The organism is Streptomyces sp. BV286 (genome assembly GCF_019090165.1).
GTDB lineage: Bacteria > Actinomycetota > Actinomycetes > Streptomycetales > Streptomycetaceae > Streptomyces.
In genome coordinates this window covers 195810-212400 of sequence record NZ_JAHRIB010000150.1, presented here as the reverse complement: position 1 = coordinate 212400, position 16591 = coordinate 195810, and the positions used below count along the sequence as shown (strand labels likewise).

At 72.2% G+C, this 16591-nt stretch carries 20 protein-coding genes and 1 tRNA gene; 13 read left to right on the top strand and 8 right to left on the bottom strand.

Annotation, left to right across the window (positions count from 1 at the left end):
* The first annotated feature begins 129 nt into the window (after positions 1-129).
* On the top strand, positions 130-564 hold the full coding sequence (locus KUF83_RS25690) for a MarR family winged helix-turn-helix transcriptional regulator (RefSeq protein ID WP_217457289.1): 435 nt from the start codon (positions 130-132) through the stop codon (positions 562-564).
* A gap of 71 nt (positions 565-635) precedes the next feature.
* Here the strand turns inward: KUF83_RS25690 and KUF83_RS25685 are convergent, their stop codons facing one another.
* The 6 genes from KUF83_RS25685 to KUF83_RS25660 form a co-directional block, all read right to left on the bottom strand.
* The gene (locus KUF83_RS25685) at positions 636-2663 is read right to left on the bottom strand and encodes a copper resistance protein CopC (RefSeq protein WP_308403127.1); all 2028 of its coding nucleotides are present in this window, start codon (positions 2661-2663) and stop codon (positions 636-638) included.
* Between the two features lie 2 nt (positions 2664-2665).
* The gene (locus tag KUF83_RS25680; RefSeq protein WP_217457288.1) at positions 2666-2854 is read right to left on the bottom strand and encodes a hypothetical protein; all 189 of its coding nucleotides are present in this window, start codon (positions 2852-2854) and stop codon (positions 2666-2668) included.
* Positions 2855-2942: 88 nt separating this feature from the next.
* Positions 2943-3818, bottom strand: coding sequence for an SDR family NAD(P)-dependent oxidoreductase (locus KUF83_RS25675; RefSeq protein WP_217457317.1), 876 nt, complete (start codon positions 3816-3818; stop codon positions 2943-2945).
* A 14-nt stretch (positions 3819-3832) separates the two neighbouring features.
* Positions 3833-4312: a cupin domain-containing protein gene (locus tag KUF83_RS25670; RefSeq protein ID WP_217457318.1), complete on the bottom strand. Its 480-nt coding sequence runs from the start codon at positions 4310-4312 to the stop codon at positions 3833-3835.
* A 167-nt stretch (positions 4313-4479) separates the two neighbouring features.
* Positions 4480-5106 (bottom strand): GNAT family N-acetyltransferase, encoded by a 627-nt coding sequence (locus KUF83_RS25665; protein WP_217457287.1) that lies wholly within the window; start codon positions 5104-5106, stop codon positions 4480-4482.
* Positions 5081-7375: a penicillin acylase family protein gene (locus KUF83_RS25660; protein WP_217457286.1), complete on the bottom strand. Its 2295-nt coding sequence runs from the start codon at positions 7373-7375 to the stop codon at positions 5081-5083. Before KUF83_RS25660 ends, KUF83_RS25665 begins: the two co-directional genes overlap by 26 nt.
* Positions 7376-7454: 79 nt before the next feature.
* On the opposite strand from KUF83_RS25660, the gene KUF83_RS25655 reads away from it, so the two are divergent.
* From KUF83_RS25655 to KUF83_RS25640, 4 genes are all read left to right on the top strand, one after another.
* Positions 7455-8201, top strand: coding sequence for a siderophore-interacting protein (locus KUF83_RS25655; RefSeq protein ID WP_217457285.1), 747 nt, complete (start codon positions 7455-7457; stop codon positions 8199-8201).
* A gap of 24 nt (positions 8202-8225) precedes the next feature.
* The gene (locus tag KUF83_RS25650; RefSeq protein WP_217457284.1) at positions 8226-8828 is read left to right on the top strand and encodes an HhH-GPD-type base excision DNA repair protein; all 603 of its coding nucleotides are present in this window, start codon (positions 8226-8228) and stop codon (positions 8826-8828) included.
* Positions 8829-9337: 509 nt separating this feature from the next.
* Positions 9338-9694, top strand: a complete 357-nt coding sequence (locus tag KUF83_RS25645) for a hypothetical protein (protein WP_217457283.1) — start codon at positions 9338-9340, stop codon at positions 9692-9694.
* Between the two features lie 60 nt (positions 9695-9754).
* The gene (locus KUF83_RS25640; protein ID WP_217457282.1) at positions 9755-9913 is read left to right on the top strand and encodes a hypothetical protein; all 159 of its coding nucleotides are present in this window, start codon (positions 9755-9757) and stop codon (positions 9911-9913) included.
* 55 nt (positions 9914-9968) lie between these two features.
* Here KUF83_RS25640 and KUF83_RS25635 read toward each other — a convergent pair whose 3' ends face one another.
* A complete protein-coding gene (locus KUF83_RS25635) occupies positions 9969-11633 on the bottom strand; it encodes a helicase HerA-like domain-containing protein (RefSeq protein WP_217457281.1) in 1665 nt (554 codons plus the stop codon).
* Positions 11634-11806: 173 nt separating this feature from the next.
* On the opposite strand from KUF83_RS25635, the gene KUF83_RS25630 reads away from it, so the two are divergent.
* Positions 11807-12103, top strand: coding sequence for a type II toxin-antitoxin system VapB family antitoxin (locus KUF83_RS25630; protein ID WP_003955420.1), 297 nt, complete (start codon positions 11807-11809; stop codon positions 12101-12103).
* A gap of 226 nt (positions 12104-12329) precedes the next feature.
* Positions 12330-12971 carry a LytR C-terminal domain-containing protein gene (locus tag KUF83_RS25625; RefSeq protein WP_217457280.1) on the top strand — a complete coding sequence of 214 codons (642 nt, stop codon included), beginning with the start codon at positions 12330-12332 and terminating at the stop codon, positions 12969-12971.
* Positions 12972-12996: 25 nt separating this feature from the next.
* Here the strand turns inward: KUF83_RS25625 and upp are convergent, their stop codons facing one another.
* Positions 12997-13632: a uracil phosphoribosyltransferase gene (gene upp, locus KUF83_RS25620; protein WP_217457279.1), complete on the bottom strand. Its 636-nt coding sequence runs from the start codon at positions 13630-13632 to the stop codon at positions 12997-12999.
* Positions 13633-13784: 152 nt separating this feature from the next.
* Between upp and KUF83_RS25615 the strand changes: the two genes are divergently transcribed.
* The 6 genes from KUF83_RS25615 (at position 13785) to KUF83_RS25590 (ending at position 16390) form a co-directional block, all read left to right on the top strand.
* Positions 13785-13967 carry a hypothetical protein gene (locus KUF83_RS25615; protein ID WP_217457278.1) on the top strand — a complete coding sequence of 61 codons (183 nt, stop codon included), beginning with the start codon at positions 13785-13787 and terminating at the stop codon, positions 13965-13967.
* A 357-nt stretch (positions 13968-14324) separates the two neighbouring features.
* Positions 14325-14879 carry a hypothetical protein gene (locus KUF83_RS25610; protein ID WP_217457277.1) on the top strand — a complete coding sequence of 185 codons (555 nt, stop codon included), beginning with the start codon at positions 14325-14327 and terminating at the stop codon, positions 14877-14879.
* Between the two features lie 56 nt (positions 14880-14935).
* Positions 14936-15367 carry a tRNA adenosine(34) deaminase TadA gene (tadA, locus tag KUF83_RS25605; protein WP_217457276.1) on the top strand — a complete coding sequence of 144 codons (432 nt, stop codon included), beginning with the start codon at positions 14936-14938 and terminating at the stop codon, positions 15365-15367.
* A gap of 121 nt (positions 15368-15488) precedes the next feature.
* A tRNA-Ser gene (locus tag KUF83_RS25600) sits at positions 15489-15573 on the top strand.
* A gap of 171 nt (positions 15574-15744) precedes the next feature.
* Positions 15745-15924, top strand: a complete 180-nt coding sequence (locus tag KUF83_RS25595; protein ID WP_217457275.1) for a hypothetical protein — start codon at positions 15745-15747, stop codon at positions 15922-15924.
* Between the two features lie 172 nt (positions 15925-16096).
* Positions 16097-16390, top strand: a complete 294-nt coding sequence (locus tag KUF83_RS25590; RefSeq protein WP_217457274.1) for a Dabb family protein — start codon at positions 16097-16099, stop codon at positions 16388-16390.
* Positions 16391-16591 lie beyond the last annotated feature (201 nt).

Here is a 16591-nt window from a genome sequence, read left to right as displayed (position 1 = left end):
TGTCCTTCACGTCAGGGTCTCTCACTTCGGAGTCCTTCACATCGCACCTCGACTTCGGCCGTACGGGACGGTCACTTCACCAGTGAAGTGACCGTCCCGTACGGCCGTCGGGTCTGTCAAGATCGGTCCATGTCCGAGGCAGAGCCCGACCAGCGTCTGTTCTTCCTGCTGCAACGGGCCGCGCACCGCCTGCGTACGGCCGCCGACCGTCGCTGCGCGGCCGCCGCCGGTGTCACCACGGCCCAGCTCGGCGCGCTGTTCGCCGTACAGGACCGACCGGGCGTCACCCAGCGGGAGCTCGCCCGCACCCTGGGACTGCGCGAGTCCGCGGTCACCGCACTCGTCACCCGGCTCGTCACGGCGGGCCTCGTCGTCAAGCGGGCGCATCCAAGCGAGCACCGGGCCGTGACGCTGGGCCTCACCGACGCGGGCGCCGACGCCCTTCGCGCCACTCAGCCGGAGATCGACCGCTTCAACGGCGAGTTGCGCACCCTGCTCGGCGACGAGGGATTCGCGCGCACCGCGGCCGCCCTGCACGAGCTCGCCCACTGGGACCCGTCGTGAGCCCGTCCGGTTCTCCGCCGCCCCGATGAGCCCTGCTCACGCCCTCCGCGGGCCGTGCCGTCACCGCCGGATCAGCGGGCGATCTTCACCCGACGGGTCTCCGACACCTGGTCGATGTCCGTCGTGCGGACCGTCACCTTCATCGTCCAGGTGCCGGCGAGGGGCAGGTTGAGGGACTCGGTCCCCCAGTAGCCGCCCTTGTTGGTGAGCCCGGCGTCGATGGGCCCGATCTTCTGGGAGTCGAGGGTGAACGAGAGACGGATCTCGGGGACGGTGGCGACGCCTCCGTCGGGGCCGATGATGACCGCCTCGACCGTGTTCTCGCCGACGCGGCCCGGCTCGAGGACGATCTGTACCTTGCCGTGGCCGCCCGGGGTGCCGACGTCGAAGGGGATCAGGGTCGTGGACGCGGTGGGGCCGTCGGCCGCGGCGGCGGTGGACTCGGCCGCCGCCGTCTCCAGCTCGGCGCGGCCCGGCTGGGTGCCGGTCAGTACCGTCGTGATCACCAGCACCGCGACGCCCACGACGACTTCGGCGAGAACCGAGCGGCGCAGGGACCGGTGCCGGACACCGGCCTCCTCGGGAGCCGATACCGAGGACGACGCCGAGGAGGACGCCGAGGAGCACTCCGAGGGCGGGGCCGACACCGAAGGCGAGGCTGAAGGCTCGGACGGAGTCGAAGGGGAGCCCGCGGTCGTCTCCGGAATCGCATCCGCAGTCGTCTCCGCGGTCGTCTCCGTCACCGAAGCGGACACGGAAGCAGGCCCGCGCTCAGCAGCGGCCGGAACCGTGTTCCCGGCGGCCGCGCGCCCGCCGGCACCGACCTTCTCCAACTCCGGTACGGCTTCCGGTACGGGCTCCGGTGCAGCCTCCGGTACGGGCTTCTGTGCCGGCTGTTCCACGTCGTCCGACAGGCGGGCCGTCCAGCGGCGGGAGAAGGCCGCCGCGGCCAGCAGCGCCACCACCGCGCACACCTTCACGACCAGGATCCGGCCGTACGAGGTGCCGAACACCGCGTCCCACGAGCCGAGTCCCCGCCAGGACTGGTAGACGCCGGTCAGCACCAGGACCGTGACCGAGGTGAACGCGATACGCGAGAAACGGGTCACCGACGTGGCCGCGAGCGGGGTGCTCGACCGGTGGAGCACAGTGAGCAGGGCTCCGAGCCCGCCCAGCCAGACCGCCATCGCCAGCAGGTGCAGTACCGAGGAGGTCATCGCCGCGGGAACCTGGATGCCCGCCGACGCGTGCTCGGCGACGGCCCAGGTGACCGCCAGGGCGACGGCCAGGAAACCCCCGGCCGCGAGCACGGCAGGCTTCGGTTCCGCGGACCGCCGCAGCGCCGCCTCCGTCCGTACGAGGAAGACGGCCGCCCCCGCCAGCAGGGCCAGCCGGGCGAGCAGCGCCCAGCCCGGCCTGCTCGTCAGCGTGTTCTCGATGAGGGCCGGGTCGAAGACGGTCGACGGTCCGGTGCCGCGTTCGTAGGGGCCGCGCAGGAAGACGAGGGCCACCGTGGTGGCGAGGAGGGTCCACCAGCCGGCGCGTACGAGCCCGCGCAACGGCTCCGCGCTGGACGGACTGCAGGCGAGGACGAAGACGGCGACACCCAGGAGGAGGGAGACGGCGGCGTACGCGGCGTAGCGGGCGATGTCGTAGAGGGCGCCCGAGGCGGGGTTCACGGCCGGCTCGACCGAGACGGGGACCGTCGTCTCGGAGGGCTTGCCGATGGAGAAGGTGAAGGCGCCGGAGATGGGATGGCTGTCCGCCGAGACCACACGCCAGGCGACCGTGAACGTACCGTCGGGCAGATCGTCGTTCAGGCGTACGCGGACGGTGTCGGAGCGGCCGGGAACGTGCTGGGTGTCGCCCGCGTTCACCCGGCGGTTCTCGGGGCTGAGGACGCGCAGCGAGTCGTCGGTGATGCCGACCGACTCGGTGAAGGTCATGGTGACCTCGCGGGGCGCCGACTTGAGGACGGACCCCTCACGGGGATCGGTGTCCCGGACCGCCGAGTGGGCGGACACGGTCGCCGCCCCGCCCAGCAGGAACAACGTGCCCAGCAGGGCGACGAGGGCCGCGGCCCGGCGTGGTGCCGACACCCTCAGCACCCGCAGCACTCGTAGGACCCGGTGTGTGCGGCGCACTCGGCCCACGTCGCCTCTCCCTGCTTCTCGTACTCGTCGTGCCCGGCACTCGTCGTGCCCGTCGTGCCCGCCGTGCCCGTCGTGCCCGTCGTGCCCGTCGTGCTTCTGGTGCTCGTCGTGCTCGTCGAACTCGTCGAACTCGTCATGCGTGTACGTCTGCGCCTCGGTGAGGGTACGGATGTACGCGGCATGTTGTTCAACAGGCCCGCGCCCACCCGTCTCGGCCGCTCGCGTTCACCACGTCGGCCGTGCCGAGATCCCACCGTCCACGACCAGGTCCTGACCGGTGATCCAGGAGGCCATCGGTGAGGCGAGGAACACGCAGGCGTCACCCACGTCCTCCGGGCGCCCCAGCCTCCCCGTGGGTACCGCCTGTCGCCAGCGCCGCACACCCTCCGGCCACGCCTGCGCGAGGCCTTCGCGGTCGATCAGTCCCGGGGAGACGGTGTTCACGCGGATGCCGTAGGGACCGTACTCCAGGGCCGCCGAGCGCGCGTGCATGACGACCGCCGCCTTCGAGGCGGAGTAGTGGGCGTGGTGCGGGGCGGGGTGCGTGGCCTCGATGGACGCGATGTGCGTGATGCTGCGCACACCTCCACCGGGCTCGCCCCTCCCCGCCCTCGTCTCCCTCCCTGCCCTCGTCTCCCTCCCTTCACGGCTCTCGCTCCCGTCCCGCATCAGTTCGGCGGCGGCCTGTGTGCAGGCGAACACGCTCGACACGTTGGCGTCGACCACCGCCCGCCAGTCCTCCACCGTCATGCCCGGCAGCTCCTGGACCGGTTGTACGCCCGCGTTGTTGACCAGTGCCGTCAGCAGGCCGCCTCCCCAGTCCGCGGCCTCGCGCACCACCCGGTGGCACTCGGACTCCACGGTCAGGTCGGCCCGCAGGGCCACCGCGCGGCCACCCGAGTCCGTGATGTGGGCGACGACGTCCCGGGCCGCCTCCGCGTCGGTGCGGAAGTGGACGGCCACGGCCGCGCCCGCCGCCGCGAACCGCAGCGCGATGCCCCGCCCGATGCCGCCCCCGGCCCCGGTGACGAGTGCCACCTGCCCGTCGAGCAGCCCTCCGAGCGCACCAGAAGCTGCGGAAGCAGCGGAAGCAGCAGTCATGTCGGACGCGGCGGTCATGGCCGGCTCAGCGCGGCGATCCGCTCGGCCTCCGCCGGGTAGCGGGCGGTGAGCGCGGCCGCGTCGCCGTGCTCGTACCCCTCGTACGTGAAGCCGGGCGCCATCGTGCACCCGAAGAACGACCAGGCTCCGTCCGGGACGACCCGCGCGCCCATCCAGGTGCGCGCGGGCACCGTGAACTGGACGTGCTGGCCGCCCAGGACGTCGGGGCCGAGCTGGACCGTGCGGGACGTGCCGTCGGGGGAGAGGAGCAGCAGCTCCAGCGGATCTCCCAGGTAGAAGTGCCAGGTCTCGTCGGCGGGGAGGCGGTGCAGCGCGGAGAAGTCGCCGGGCCGCGAGGTCAGGAGGGCCACTATCGCGGACCCCTCGGGCCGACCGTCCGGCCGTTCGGGGCCCGCCCAGGTGCGGCGGAAGAGGCCGCCCTCCTTGGGGATGGGTTCGAGTCGGTAGTGAGCTACCAGGGCTTCTGGAGTGATGTCGTGGACCACCTACCGACCATGCCCCACCAGGAGTTGCCGATGCGTCGCCCGCGGCACCGGATGCTCGCGCCGGGGTTCGGGCGCCCTGAGCCGCGAGCATCCGGGCAGCCACCGCCGGTCTCCGTGCCGAGCGGCGCCTTGCCGAGCAGCCCCGTGCGGACGGCCTACGGGACGCCCGGCCCCTGAAGGACGGTCTCCCGCCTGAGGAACGCCAGTTGGGCCTTCTTCCGCGGCAGGTACACCTCCGGGAGGTCGATCTCCGGCAGCACGATCGGCGGGCCGAGCACGAAACCCTGCCGGAGCAGGCGGGCGATGGCCTTCTCGTTGCGGCTGTCGGGCTCGACCACCACCCGCGGCCGGTCGAGAACGCGCAGGACGTACGTGGTGAACGCGGTCAGCAGGGCGGTGCTGTAGCCCGGCCGGCCGGCGCCCTCGCCGACCGGTCCGATCAGCAGGTGGACGCCGATGTCGCCGGGTTCCACCTCGTAGCACTCGCTGACCCGGTCGGCCTCCGGTTCGTACGTCTGGAAGAGCGCGGCCGGTTCGCCGTCCAGGACGGCGAGGTACGCGTGGTGCGTGTCGAGCGAGCCGAGATACCGGTACGTCTCCAGCACCTGCTCCCTGGTGAAGCCGCCCATGCCCCAGAACCGGGCCCGCTCGGCCGTCACCCAGTGGTGGAGCACGTCCAGGTCGGCCTCGGGGTCCACGGGCACGACGCGGACCGTGCCGAGGCCGTCGACGGTCTCCTGATGGACCGCCGCGCGGTCACGGCCGACCGTGTACGACGTCATCGCTGCCCCCGTCGCCGGTTTCGCCGGTGCCGTTGCGCTTGTCGCCGCTTCCGTCGCGCTCATGGCCGCTTCTGTTGCATTCATCGTCGATTCCGTTGTCGTCGTCACTGTCTTCGTCGCTCTCATCACTGACGTTGTTGTCGACGCTGTTGTCGACGTCGTTGTCCTCGTCGTTCCTGGTGAGCAGGTTCCAGTCGGTGACCACGGGGGCCAGTTCTCCCCCGAGCCACAAAGGGAGTTGGTCGCGGTGGTGCGGTGAGCCCGGTACGCCCGAGGCACCGAACGGCACCACCCAGCCGCTGTCCTCGCGCCGTGCCACGTCCCACACGTAGCGGGCGGCGGGGCCCCGCGCGGCCCGGTCGGTGAGGCCCGGCACGGCCGAGGTGCACAGCACACAGTCGTGATCGCCGGAGAGCCCCGGTTCCCTGTCGTCGGACGCGGGGTCCGGCACCGCCCGCCAGGGGGCGAGACGGTGGGTGTCGCCCCAGGTGCCCTTCGGCGGGGCCCCGGCCACCTCCTCCACGGCCGCCCCGACCGCTTCGGCGCGGTCGATCCCGTACAGGTCCTCCGCCTTGAGGAGGCCTTCGAGGGCGAAGGCGACACGGGGGACGAGCGCGAGCCACGGCCGGAGCACCTCGGGGCAGGACGGGGGTCCGGTCAGCGGGGCGAGGGCGGGGTGGGCCACGATGCGGCGTACGACCGCGCTGCGGACTGCCGCGTAGACAGCCGCCTCCCGGCTGTCGGCGTCCATGCGGCGGTCCCAGGCCAGGAGCCGCTCGCGCAGGGCGACGGCTTCGGGGGTGAGGCCGTCGAGGGCGGCGAGGTGGTCCAGCAGCGGGCCCGCGGAGGCGAGATGGGTGTCCATGTGAAGGGCGGCCATGTCGGCGGCCGACCAGTCGGTCCTCGCGTCGAGGAGCGTGCGCAGGCGGTCGGCCCGGTGCGGCGGAGCGAACTCGACGCCGAGGGGAGTGGCGGGTCCGCGCTGGTTGGCCATGACCGCGATGCCGTCGTCGACCGTGCCGCGTGGCATGGGCCCGTACCAGCCGCGCCACTCGTGTCCGGGCTCCCAGGCCGCGACGATCCGTACGCCGTTCTCCGGGTCACGCAGCGGCACGCGGCCCGCGACGCGGTGCAGCAGGCCGCCCTCGGTGTCGGCCGCCTGGACGACGTTGACGGGCTCGGCCCAGGCGTCGAAGGCGCGGTCCACGTCGGCGACCCGGCGGGCGCGGAGGAGAGGGAGGAGCGAGCCGAAACCCAGGTCCTCGGAGACCCGGGGCGGATAGCGGAGGCTGATGGGCCCGGCCGAGCCCTCGGCGACGGGACCGTCCTCCCCGTCGAAGTCACCGCTGATCACGACCGGGCCGCGGCCGGTCTCGATCACTTCGACCTCGACGGGTTCGCCGTCGGCCACCTCGACCGTCTCGACATGCCGGGAGGCGGCGTGCCATCTCCCGTCCGGGCCCAGGGCCTCGACCCGCTGCCCCTCCCCTTCACCGGAGCGCCGGAGCCGTTCCCGGTACAGGTCCTGGTAGTCGGCCATCGCGTTGGTGATCGCCCAGGCCACCGTGCCCGTGTGACCGAAGTGGGCGATCCCCGGGACGCCCGGCACGGCCAGCCCCACGACGTCGAACTCCGGGCAGGAGAGCCGGATCTGCTGGTACACACCCGGCGCCTCGATGAAGCGGTGGGGGTCGCCCGCGATGACCGGCAGGCCGGTGGCGGTCCGCTCGCCCGAGACGAGCCAGCCGTTGCTGCCGGAGGTGGCGGGCCCGTCGGTGGCGAACAGGCCGACGGCGTCCGGACCGAGATGGCGTACGACCTCCTCGCGCCAGAGCTTGGCCGGGAACCCGGCGAAGAGGATGTGCGTGGCCAGCCAGACGCCCAGCGACGTCCACGGCTCCCAGCGGCCCGGTGTGAGGCCGACGGTCGCGAACTCCGGTGCACGGCGGGCCCCTTCGGGCAGGCCCTGGTTGACCCCGTCGACGTACGCCCGGACCCAGGCGGCGGTCTCGGGGTCCCGTCTCTCCAGGGCCGTGAAACACCGTCTCGCGGTGTCGTCGAGCAGGGCCTGTCTCGCGAACCGGTCCCAGCCGAGCGCGTCGGCGCCGAGGAACGCGGCCGACGTGCCGCGCGCCCGGTGGCGTTCGACCTCGATCTGCCAGGCGCGGTCGAGTGCCGTGGCCAGGCCCTGGGTGTGGGCCAGTTCGCGCGCGTCACCCGCACGCAGATGCGGGACGCCCCAGGCGTCGCGGTAGATCTCGGCAGTCACCCTGCGTCTCCCCATCATATTTAGGTTAGGCTCACCTAAGTAAAGCTTGTCGGAATCGTACGCGAAGGGTGAAAACGCCATGGGGCAGGGGCACGGCTGGGAGGGCGCGGTCCTCAAACTGTTCCGGGGCAAGGACTTCGCGTTCACGGTCACGGGCGCGGAGGACGTCACCGAGCACTACCGCCGGGTGCACCTCACCGACGGCGGCATGCTCGCGGCGACCGGGGTGCACCCGACGATGTGGGTGCGGCTGTGGTTCGACAACGCGGGCAAGCCGCACCAGCGGGCGTACACCCTGGTGGACCCCGATCCGGCCGCGGGGACCTTCAGCCTGGAGTTCGCGCTGCACGAGGGATGCGCGAGCGACTGGGCGCGGGCCGCCAAGCCGGGGGACACGATCGAGGCGACGGTCCAGGGCACGGGCTTCACGCATCCGGACCCGGCGCCGTCCCTCGTGCTGGCGATCGGCGACACCGCTTCCCTCCCCGCCCTCAACTCCCTTCTGGACGTGCTGGGTCCGGTACCCACGACGATCTGGTTCGAGTCGACCGAAGGAAGCGAAGGAGCGGAAGGACTGGACGGCCTGCCCCTCCGGGCCGACCCCGCCCACCACGACGTCCGTACGGTGGCCCGGCTCGACGAGGGCGCGCACCTGGTGGCCCAGGTGAAGGAGGCCGCGCCGGACCTCCTGAAGGGCACCCCGGACCCGTACGTCTGGATCGCCTGCGACACGGCGACGACCCGGTCGCTGGCGGCGTACTTCCGCAAGGAGCTGGCACTGCCGAAGCAGCGGGTGAACGCGCTGGGGTACTGGCGAGCGTCCTGAACCCGCCCGCGCGATGATCGGGGCATGGACGTCACACTTCACCTCGCCCAGCAGCCCGAGGCCGACGAGCTCCTCGGGCGCAGCCCGCTCGCCGCGCTCGTCGGCATGCTGCTCGACCAGCAGATTCCGATGGAGTGGGCGTTCGCGGGCCCGTACACGATCGCGCGGCGGCTCGGCGCGGACGACCTCGACGCGCACGAGATCGCGGCGTACGACCCCGAGGCGTTCGCGGCCCTGCTGTCCACGAAACCGGCGGTGCACCGCTACCCGGGTTCGATGGCCAAGCGGGTCCAGCAGCTGTGCCAGTACCTCGTGGAGCACTACGACGGGGACGCGGCGAAGGTCTGGGAAGGCGCGGGGACGGGCGCCGAACTCCTGCGCCGCCTCAAGGAACTGCCCGGCTTCGGCACCCAGAAGGCCCAGATCTTCCTCGCCCTGCTGGGCAAGCAGCTCGGGGTGGACCCGAAGGGCTGGCGCGAGGCCGCGGGCTCGTACGGCGAGGCCAGGTCCTTCCGCTCGGTCGCGGACATCACGGGCCCGGAGTCGCTGGCGAAGGTGCGGGCGCACAAGCAGGAGATGAAGGCGGCGGCCAAAGCGGCCAAGACGGCAAAGACCTCCGGCGGGTGAACAAGCGGACGCGTGCCTCATGCGGCGCGCGTCCCGCATGAGGCACGCGTGAGGCACGCGTGCGTCCCGCATGAGACCCGCGTGAGGCAGCCATGAGGGTCCGGCGCGGGGACGGTTCCGGTGGCTGGACGGTTCCGGTGGCTGGACGGTTCCGTGGCTGGACGGTCCCGGTCGCAGAACGGCCCCCGTCGCAGGACAGTCCCGGTCGGACGGTCCCGGTCGCGGGACGGTCCAGGTCGCTGGACGATCCCGGTCGCAGGACGGCCCCCGTCGCTGAACGGTCCCGTCGCTGGACGGCCTCGGTCGGACGGTCCAGGTCGCTGGACGATCCCGGTGGCAGGACGGTCCCGGTCGCGGGGACCCTTCCGGCGCGGGCGGGGCGACGGCACGTGACGCGCCCGCGCCGGCACGTGACGCACCGGCGGCCGCACGTCCCGGGCGTACGCCAAGAGGGCGGTTCTCGGGGCACGCCGATGCACCGGGCGGCCCGCCCGGGGACATGACCTCTCGTGAGCCCCGACCGGTTCGTCCCGCGCGCTCCGCACCGGCCCGCCCGGCAGCGGTTCCTCATGGCGCTCGCCGCGCTGCTGTGCGCGGTGTGCGCGGTGGGTTCCGCGGGCGGCCACACCGGAACACGCACCGCTCCGCCCGCCGCCGTCTCCACCGAGACCGGTCTCGAACACCCCCACGACCTGCTGGACACGGCCCTCCGCCCAGCCGCCCGCCAGAGCCACCGCCCCCTGGTCCCGCAGCGCCCCGCACGCAGGTCCGCCGTCGAGCGCCCGGGCCTACGGGTCCACTCCCTGCCCGCGCTCCGGTACGCCCCCTCCCCGCGCGCCCAGCGCTCCCTGGTCCTCCGCTGCTGAGAGCCCCGGCCCCGACCGGAACCGCTCCCCCCTCCCCAGCAGCACGAGAGGACCTTTTCCATGCCGAACGACCCGTACGCGATCCTGCGCGCCCTGGTCCGCGCCGAATCCCTCCGCGGCGCCCCGAAGCCGCCTCCTGGCACCCGACAGGGCGCCCCGGAGCGCCCGGAACCGGCCCCGGAGCAGCAGAACCCGCCCGAGGACCGCGAACGCGACTGATGTGTCCGGCGGGGTCGGAGCCTCTCCGCCCCCGCCGAGCCCGACCGGCTCCGGTCTACCGCCTGCGCCGGGCCGTGCCGAAGACCGACCGGGTGATCTCGCGCCCGATCTGCGTGCCCAGACTGCGGGCCAGCGACTTGAAGACACCGCTGCCGACGACCTGCTGGACGAGCGAGTCGTCGTCCCCCTCGGCCTCCTCGGCCTTCCGCCGCTGCCCCCGGCCCTCACCCGCTCCGGGACCGGGCGCCGGGGACTCCCCACGAGCCCTCGCGCCCGCTTCCGTCCCCGCCCCCGTTCCCGCGTCCGGGCCCGAGCCCGCCTCCCCGGTGGCCGTCAGCCGCTCGTACGCCGACACACAGTCGACCGCCTCGGCGAAGCGGCCGTGCAGGGGCGACTTCCTGACCGCCTCGTCGAGGTCCGCCGGATCGACCGGTCCCATCAGGGACTCCGGCGCCCGCAGCCGTGTCGCCGCGACCGGTGTCGGCGCGCCCTTCTCGCTGAGGACGGTGACGACGGCCTCGCCGGTCCCGAGTGCGGTGAGAACCTCCTCCAGGTCGTACGCGGAGTCGGGAAAGGTCCGCACCGTGGCCTTGAGCGCCTTCTGGTCGTCGGGGGTGAAGGCGCGCAACGCGTGCTGCACACGGTTGCCCAGCTGGGCGAGGACGTCCCCGGGCACGTCCTTCGGGGTCTGCGTGACGAAGAAGACGCCGACGCCCTTCGAGCGAATCAGCCGGACGGTCTGCGTGATGGAGTCGAGGAAGGCCTTCGAGGCGTCGTTGAAGAGCAGATGCGCCTCGTCGAAGAAGAAGACGAGCTTCGGCCTGTCGACGTCACCGACCTCCGGAAGATCATGGAAAAGGTCGGCGAGCAGCCACATCAGGAACGTGGAGAAGAGCTGCGGCTTGTCCTGCACCGCGGGCAGCTCCAGCACGGAGACCGTGCCCCGGCCGTCCCCGGCCACCTTCAGCAGTTCGTTCGTGTCGAACTCCGGCTCCCCGAAGAACGGGCTCATCCCCTGCGCCTCGAACGCCGTCAGCGAGCGCAGGATCACCCCTGCCGTGGCGGTGGAGAGACCGCCGATGCCCTTGAGCTCGGCCTTTCCCTCGTCGGAGGTCAGGAAGGCCACCACCGCACGCAGGTCCTTCAGGTCGACCAGCTCCAGGCCCTTCCGGTCGGCGTAGTGGAAGATCAGGCCGAGCGACTGCTCCTGGGTCTGGTTGAGCCCGAGCACCTTGGACAGCAGGACCGGCCCGAAACTGGTGACGGTCGCGCGTACGGGGATGCCGTGGCCCATGCCTCCGAGGGCGTAGAACTCGCACGGGCGACCCGCCGGCGTCCACTCCTGCCGCACCTCCGAAGCCCGTGCCCGCACCCTGTCGTTCTCCTGCCCCGGCGCCGAGATACCGGACACGTCCCCCTTCACGTCGGCGAGGAACACCGGCACGCCCTGCGCCGACAGCTGCTCGGCGACGAGCTGCAGCGTCTTGGTCTTGCCGGTGCCGGTGGCCCCGGCGACCAGCCCGTGCCGGTTGAGCATCGGCAGCGGGATGCGGATCTGGACGTCCGGCAGGCACCGCCCGTCCCACAGCAGTGCGCCCAGATCGAGCGCGGGACCCGTGAAGGCGTACCCGGAGGCGATCCTCAGGGCCTCCTGGGGAAGTGCGGGAGCGCCGCTCACGGCTTCGGGTGTCTTCGCCGGCGGTGCTTCGCTGTCAGTCATTTCAGGCCCCTGTTCCCGGTTTGCCCGGACCTGTCCATGACTCGATTTCACACCGATCACGAGCAGGTGATCCGGAAGAATGACTGGTTCGCCCATATTTACGACGTCATTTCCAGCGTCGCACTCCACCGCCATGGCTGCGCCCGGAAGCTCTTGACCGGTAGGCTTTCCGTGTGATCTTCAAGCGCATCGGAAACGGACGGCCGTACCCCGACCACGGCCGGGAAAGCACCCGGCAGTGGGCGGACGTCGCGCCGCGCCCGGTCCGCCTCGATCAGTTGGTGACGACCAAGGGCCAGCTCGATCTGGAAACACTGCTCGCCGAGGACTCCACGTTCTACGGCGACCTCTTCGCGCATGTCGTGAAGTGGCAGGGCGATCTGTACCTGGAGGACGGCCTGCACCGCGCGGTCCGCGCCGCGCTCCAGCAGCGCCAGGTCCTCCACGCCCGCGTCCTCGAACTGGGCTGAGCCGGACACCGGGGCCCGGCCGACAGACCGAAAGCCTGGCCCGTCCGACAGACCGAAGACCGGTCCGTCCGGCGCGACGCCCCGCCCAGCGGCGTGAGGCAGGCGGCCCGCGGCTTCGAGCGACACCCCCGGCGGAGCACGGCGCATTGGCCCTTTTGGGTTGGACTGCGCGCCGGGCAATGATCATCTAGTAGGCATCGCCGCCTCGGCGCACTACGCTGCGCCCATGAGCATGCTCACTCCCCCTGGCATGGGCGGCCAGTACCGGATCACGGGGGACAAGTACCCACGGATGCGCAGAAACCGGGGGCGCCGCAGGATTACGCTCGCGGTCGTCGCCTCCGTCGCCGCGCTCGGACTGGTCGGCTGGGGAACGCTGCAGCTCATCGACGTCTTCACGGGCGGCAGTGACGAGGCGTCCGCGGCGGGCCCGGCAGCGGACTGCACGGCGTCCCCCTCGCCCTCCGCCCGCCCGGTCAAGGCCCTGCCGAAACCCGGCCAGATCACGGTGAACGTCCTCAACGCCACGCCCCGCTCCGGCCTCGCCAAGGACACCGCGGACGCGCTGAAGAAGCGCGGCTTCAAGATCGGCGAGGTGGGCAACGCGCCCAAGGCGTACGACAAGAAGGTCCCCGGGCCCGGCATGGTGCTCGGCGCCGAGGCGGCCGCCGACACCGCTCTCCCCGTCCTCGCGACCCAGCTCGCCGGCGCCGAGACGAAGACCGACACCCGGGCGAAGCCCGCCGAGGTCGACCTGGTCCTCGGCACGGCCTTCAAGGCCCTGACACCGCAGAAGGACGCCGACAAGGCCCTGACCACCCTGGCCAGGCCCGCACCGACGCCCTCCGCGACGAAGAAGAGCTGCTAGCGGGCCCGTAGGCCCGCCGATCCGCCTATTCGGCCGCTCCGTACATGCGGTCCCCCGCGTCGCCCAGGCCCGGGACGATGTAGCCGTGCTCGTTCAGGCGCTCGTCGACCGACGCGGTCACGACCGTCACCGGGGTGCCCGCGAGGTCGCGCTCCATGACCTCGACGCCCTCGGGGGCGGCGAGGAGGACCACGGCCGTCACGTCGTCCGCACCGCGCCTGATGAGCTCCTGGATCGCCGCGACGAGCGTGCCACCGGTGGCGAGCATCGGGTCGAGGACGTACACCTGCCGGCCGGAGAGGTCCTCCGGCATGCGGGTCGCGTACGTGGACGCCTGAAGCGTCTGCTCGTCGCGGATCATGCCCAGGAAGCCCACCTCGGCGGTCGGCAGCAGGCGCACCATGCCGTCGAGCATGCCGAGGCCCGCCCGCAGGATCGGTACGACGAGGGGCCGCGGGTGGGACAGCTTGACGCCCGTGGTGGAGGACACCGGGGTCACGATGTCGACCTGTTCGGTCCGCACGTCCCGGGTGGCCTCGTAGGCGAGCAGGGTGACCAGCTCGTCGGCGAGACGCCGGAAGGTCGGGGAGTCGGTGCGGCGGTCGCGCAGCGTGGTGAGCTTGTGAGCGACCAGAGGGTGGTCGACGACGTGGAGACGCATGCCCACCAGGGTATCCGGGCCCGCCCCGCACACCTGTCCCACGTCACCACCCGGTTCCGGAACGCCTCGCCGGCAGCGCCCCCGCAAACTCCCGCTGGCATCAAACCGCCGGTCGGAGGGAAAGTGGGAGGGACCGACTGGGGGTGTTGCCGATGCCGGACCCGGAGCGAGGTAACCGGGAAGACCTGGAGAGCGACGCCCAGCGCCGCAGGCGCCGGGCCCAGTTCCTGCGGGAACTCACGGAGGCGCGCGAGCTGCGCGACAGGGTGCAGCCACGGCGGGCGAAGACGGCCCGGCTGCGCCACGCCATGCGCATGCGCACATTTCGCTGGTGACCCGCGTTCGCGCGGACGCCGCCGCCCGGGCCCGCCGCGGCACCCGTACGGCGGCCGCCGCGCGATCCACCGGGCCGCCCTCGGGAAGCCGCGTACGAAGCGGACGCCCGGGCGGCGTACGATCCCGCTGTCGGTGGGCGCCGGGCGCCCGGGTGAGGCCATGCGGGGGCGTGACGCACACGCCGCGCGACCGGACGTGAGGACGCGACCGGAACACAGCGAGCCGAAGACCTCTCCTGAACGCTCTGTTTCTGCCACGATTCCGAGTGGGCGGGACTCGGAGCACGCGCTCCCCGCCCACAGCCTCCGCCGGGGGGACCCCCAACCGGCACACCTAGGACCAGTGGGAGAGTCACGGTGTACTTCGCCGCACTGCTCGCGCGCACCGAAGACGGGTGGGAAGCGAGCGACACAGAGCTCGACGATGTGGAGACCCTGTCGGATCTGACCGACCTGGCCCGCGAGGCCTCGGTCGACGACGACACGGTGCTCGTCTACATCGAGCAGGAGGACGCATGGTTCGGAGTCGTCCGCGTGGACGGCGAGGAGGACCCTCGTATCTACGTCTCGGACGCCGCGGCCGCCGCCCGCAGTTCGTACGGCGAGATCCTGCTCACGGACGAACTGCTCGGAAGGGATCCCGGTGACGACACCGTCGCCGACCTGGACTCCCTCGACCTCGACGGCACGGAGGACGGTGAGTCCGAGAACGGGTCCGAGGACGACGAGGAGGACGGCGCCGACACCCCCGTCAAGGGTGAGATCGTGCCGCCCGGACCCATCGGAGACCGCGAGGTCCTCGTCGATCTCGGGGTGAACGAGAAGGAGTTGCTGGCCCTGGACAGCACCGACGCGCTGAGCGAGATCGCCGAGGTCCTCGGGGCGGCGGAGGTCCTGGAGGCCGTCCGCTGACTCCGCCGAACGCCCAGCAGGCACTGGACCCCGTACGCGACCCCTGGCGGGCCGCCATGCGGCGCGCCCTGGACGAGGCCGGACTGGCCGGCCGGGGCGGCGACGTACCCGTCGGCGCCGTCGTGCTGTCACCTGACGGCACGACGGTGCTCGCCACCGGGCACAACGAGCGCGAGGCGACCGGCGACCCGACCGCCCACGCCGAGGTGCTGGCGATCCGCCGGGCCGCCGCGGCGACGGGGGAATGGCGGCTCACCGGCTGCACGCTCGTCGTCACCCTCGAACCGTGCACGATGTGCGCCGGCGCGATCGTGCAGTCCCGCGTGGACCGGGTCGTCTACGGCGCCCGCGACGAGAAGGCGGGCGCGGCCGGCTCCCTCTGGGACGTCGTACGCGACCGCCGGCTCAACCACCGGCCCGAGGTGATCAACGGCGTGCTCGACGAGGAGTGCGCCCACCTGCTCACGGAGTTCTTCCGCGACCGCTGAACCCCCACCAGGCCCTCACGGGGCACCTCCCACACCCCGCCACGCCCCACCACACCCCGCCCGGGCAGGCGGCCGGATACGGATTTCAGAGCACGGCCCATCGTGGGCTAGGATCTCTCTCGGTAGCGTGTCCGAGCGGCCGAAGGAGCTCGCCTCGAAAGCGAGTGTGGCGCAAGTCACCGAGGGTTCAAATCCCTCCGCTACCGCTTCTGAAGGGCCCCGTCTCACGACGGGGCCCTTCGTGCGTTCCGGCCCCGGGTCCTCCAGCCGCTCTTGAAAGATCGTCAGATCAACTGCCCGGGGTTACACTCACCGCCGGCAACACGGGTCCCAGCAGGCGCAGCGGGCACAGGCAGCAGGCACAGGGGGAGGCCGCGATGGCGGTGAATTCGAAGAAGATCGCCGTCTACGTACTCGTGGTCTTCGTGCTGTACGTGATCATCACCGATCCCGAAAAGGCGGCGGACTACGTCCAGATAGGGTTCGAGGGCATCTCGAACGCCGCTCAGGCCGTCGGTGACTTCATGACGTGGGTCGCCGACGGGGCCAAGGACTAGCCGGGAACCGGGTCACGCGCTCGGTCGGCGCCACCGGCCCCACCCGCAGGGCCGCACGGCCCGCACGGCCAGGCCCGCGCGACCGGCCCTCACCACCGGCCCGGACGGCGTCGGGAGCCGGGCGGCGGCCGTCGTCGCCGCGTCCGTATCCCCGTTCGCCCTGGGAGTGCACGTGATCCGCCACCTGGTCCTCTTCAAGCTCAACGAAGGTGTCGAGCGGGACGACCCGCGCGTCGTCGAGGGCGTCGCCGCCTTCCGGGCGCTCGACGGGCAGATCCCCGAACTGAAGTTCTGGGAATGCGAGTGGAACATCACCGACCGTCCCATCGCCTACGACTTCGCGATCAACTCCGCGGTCGAGGACACGGACGCGCTCAAGCGGTACATCGAGCACCCCGCCCACCAGGCGGGCGTCGCGCTGTGGCGTGAGTTCGCCACGTGGGTGATCGCCGACTACGAGTTCTGAGCCGCGCTCCACACGGACCGACGGCCCCTCGCCCGAACGGCGGGGGGCCGTTCCGTGTCCGCTCCGCGTCCGGCACCGGCTCGGACCGGCCCGTGACAGGCCCTCACCCGTCCCGGATCCGCCCCCGGGCCCGTCCAGGAACCGCCCAGGAGACGTCCGGGGCCTCCCACGCGTGCTCAACACGGAGTTACGCGGTGCTTG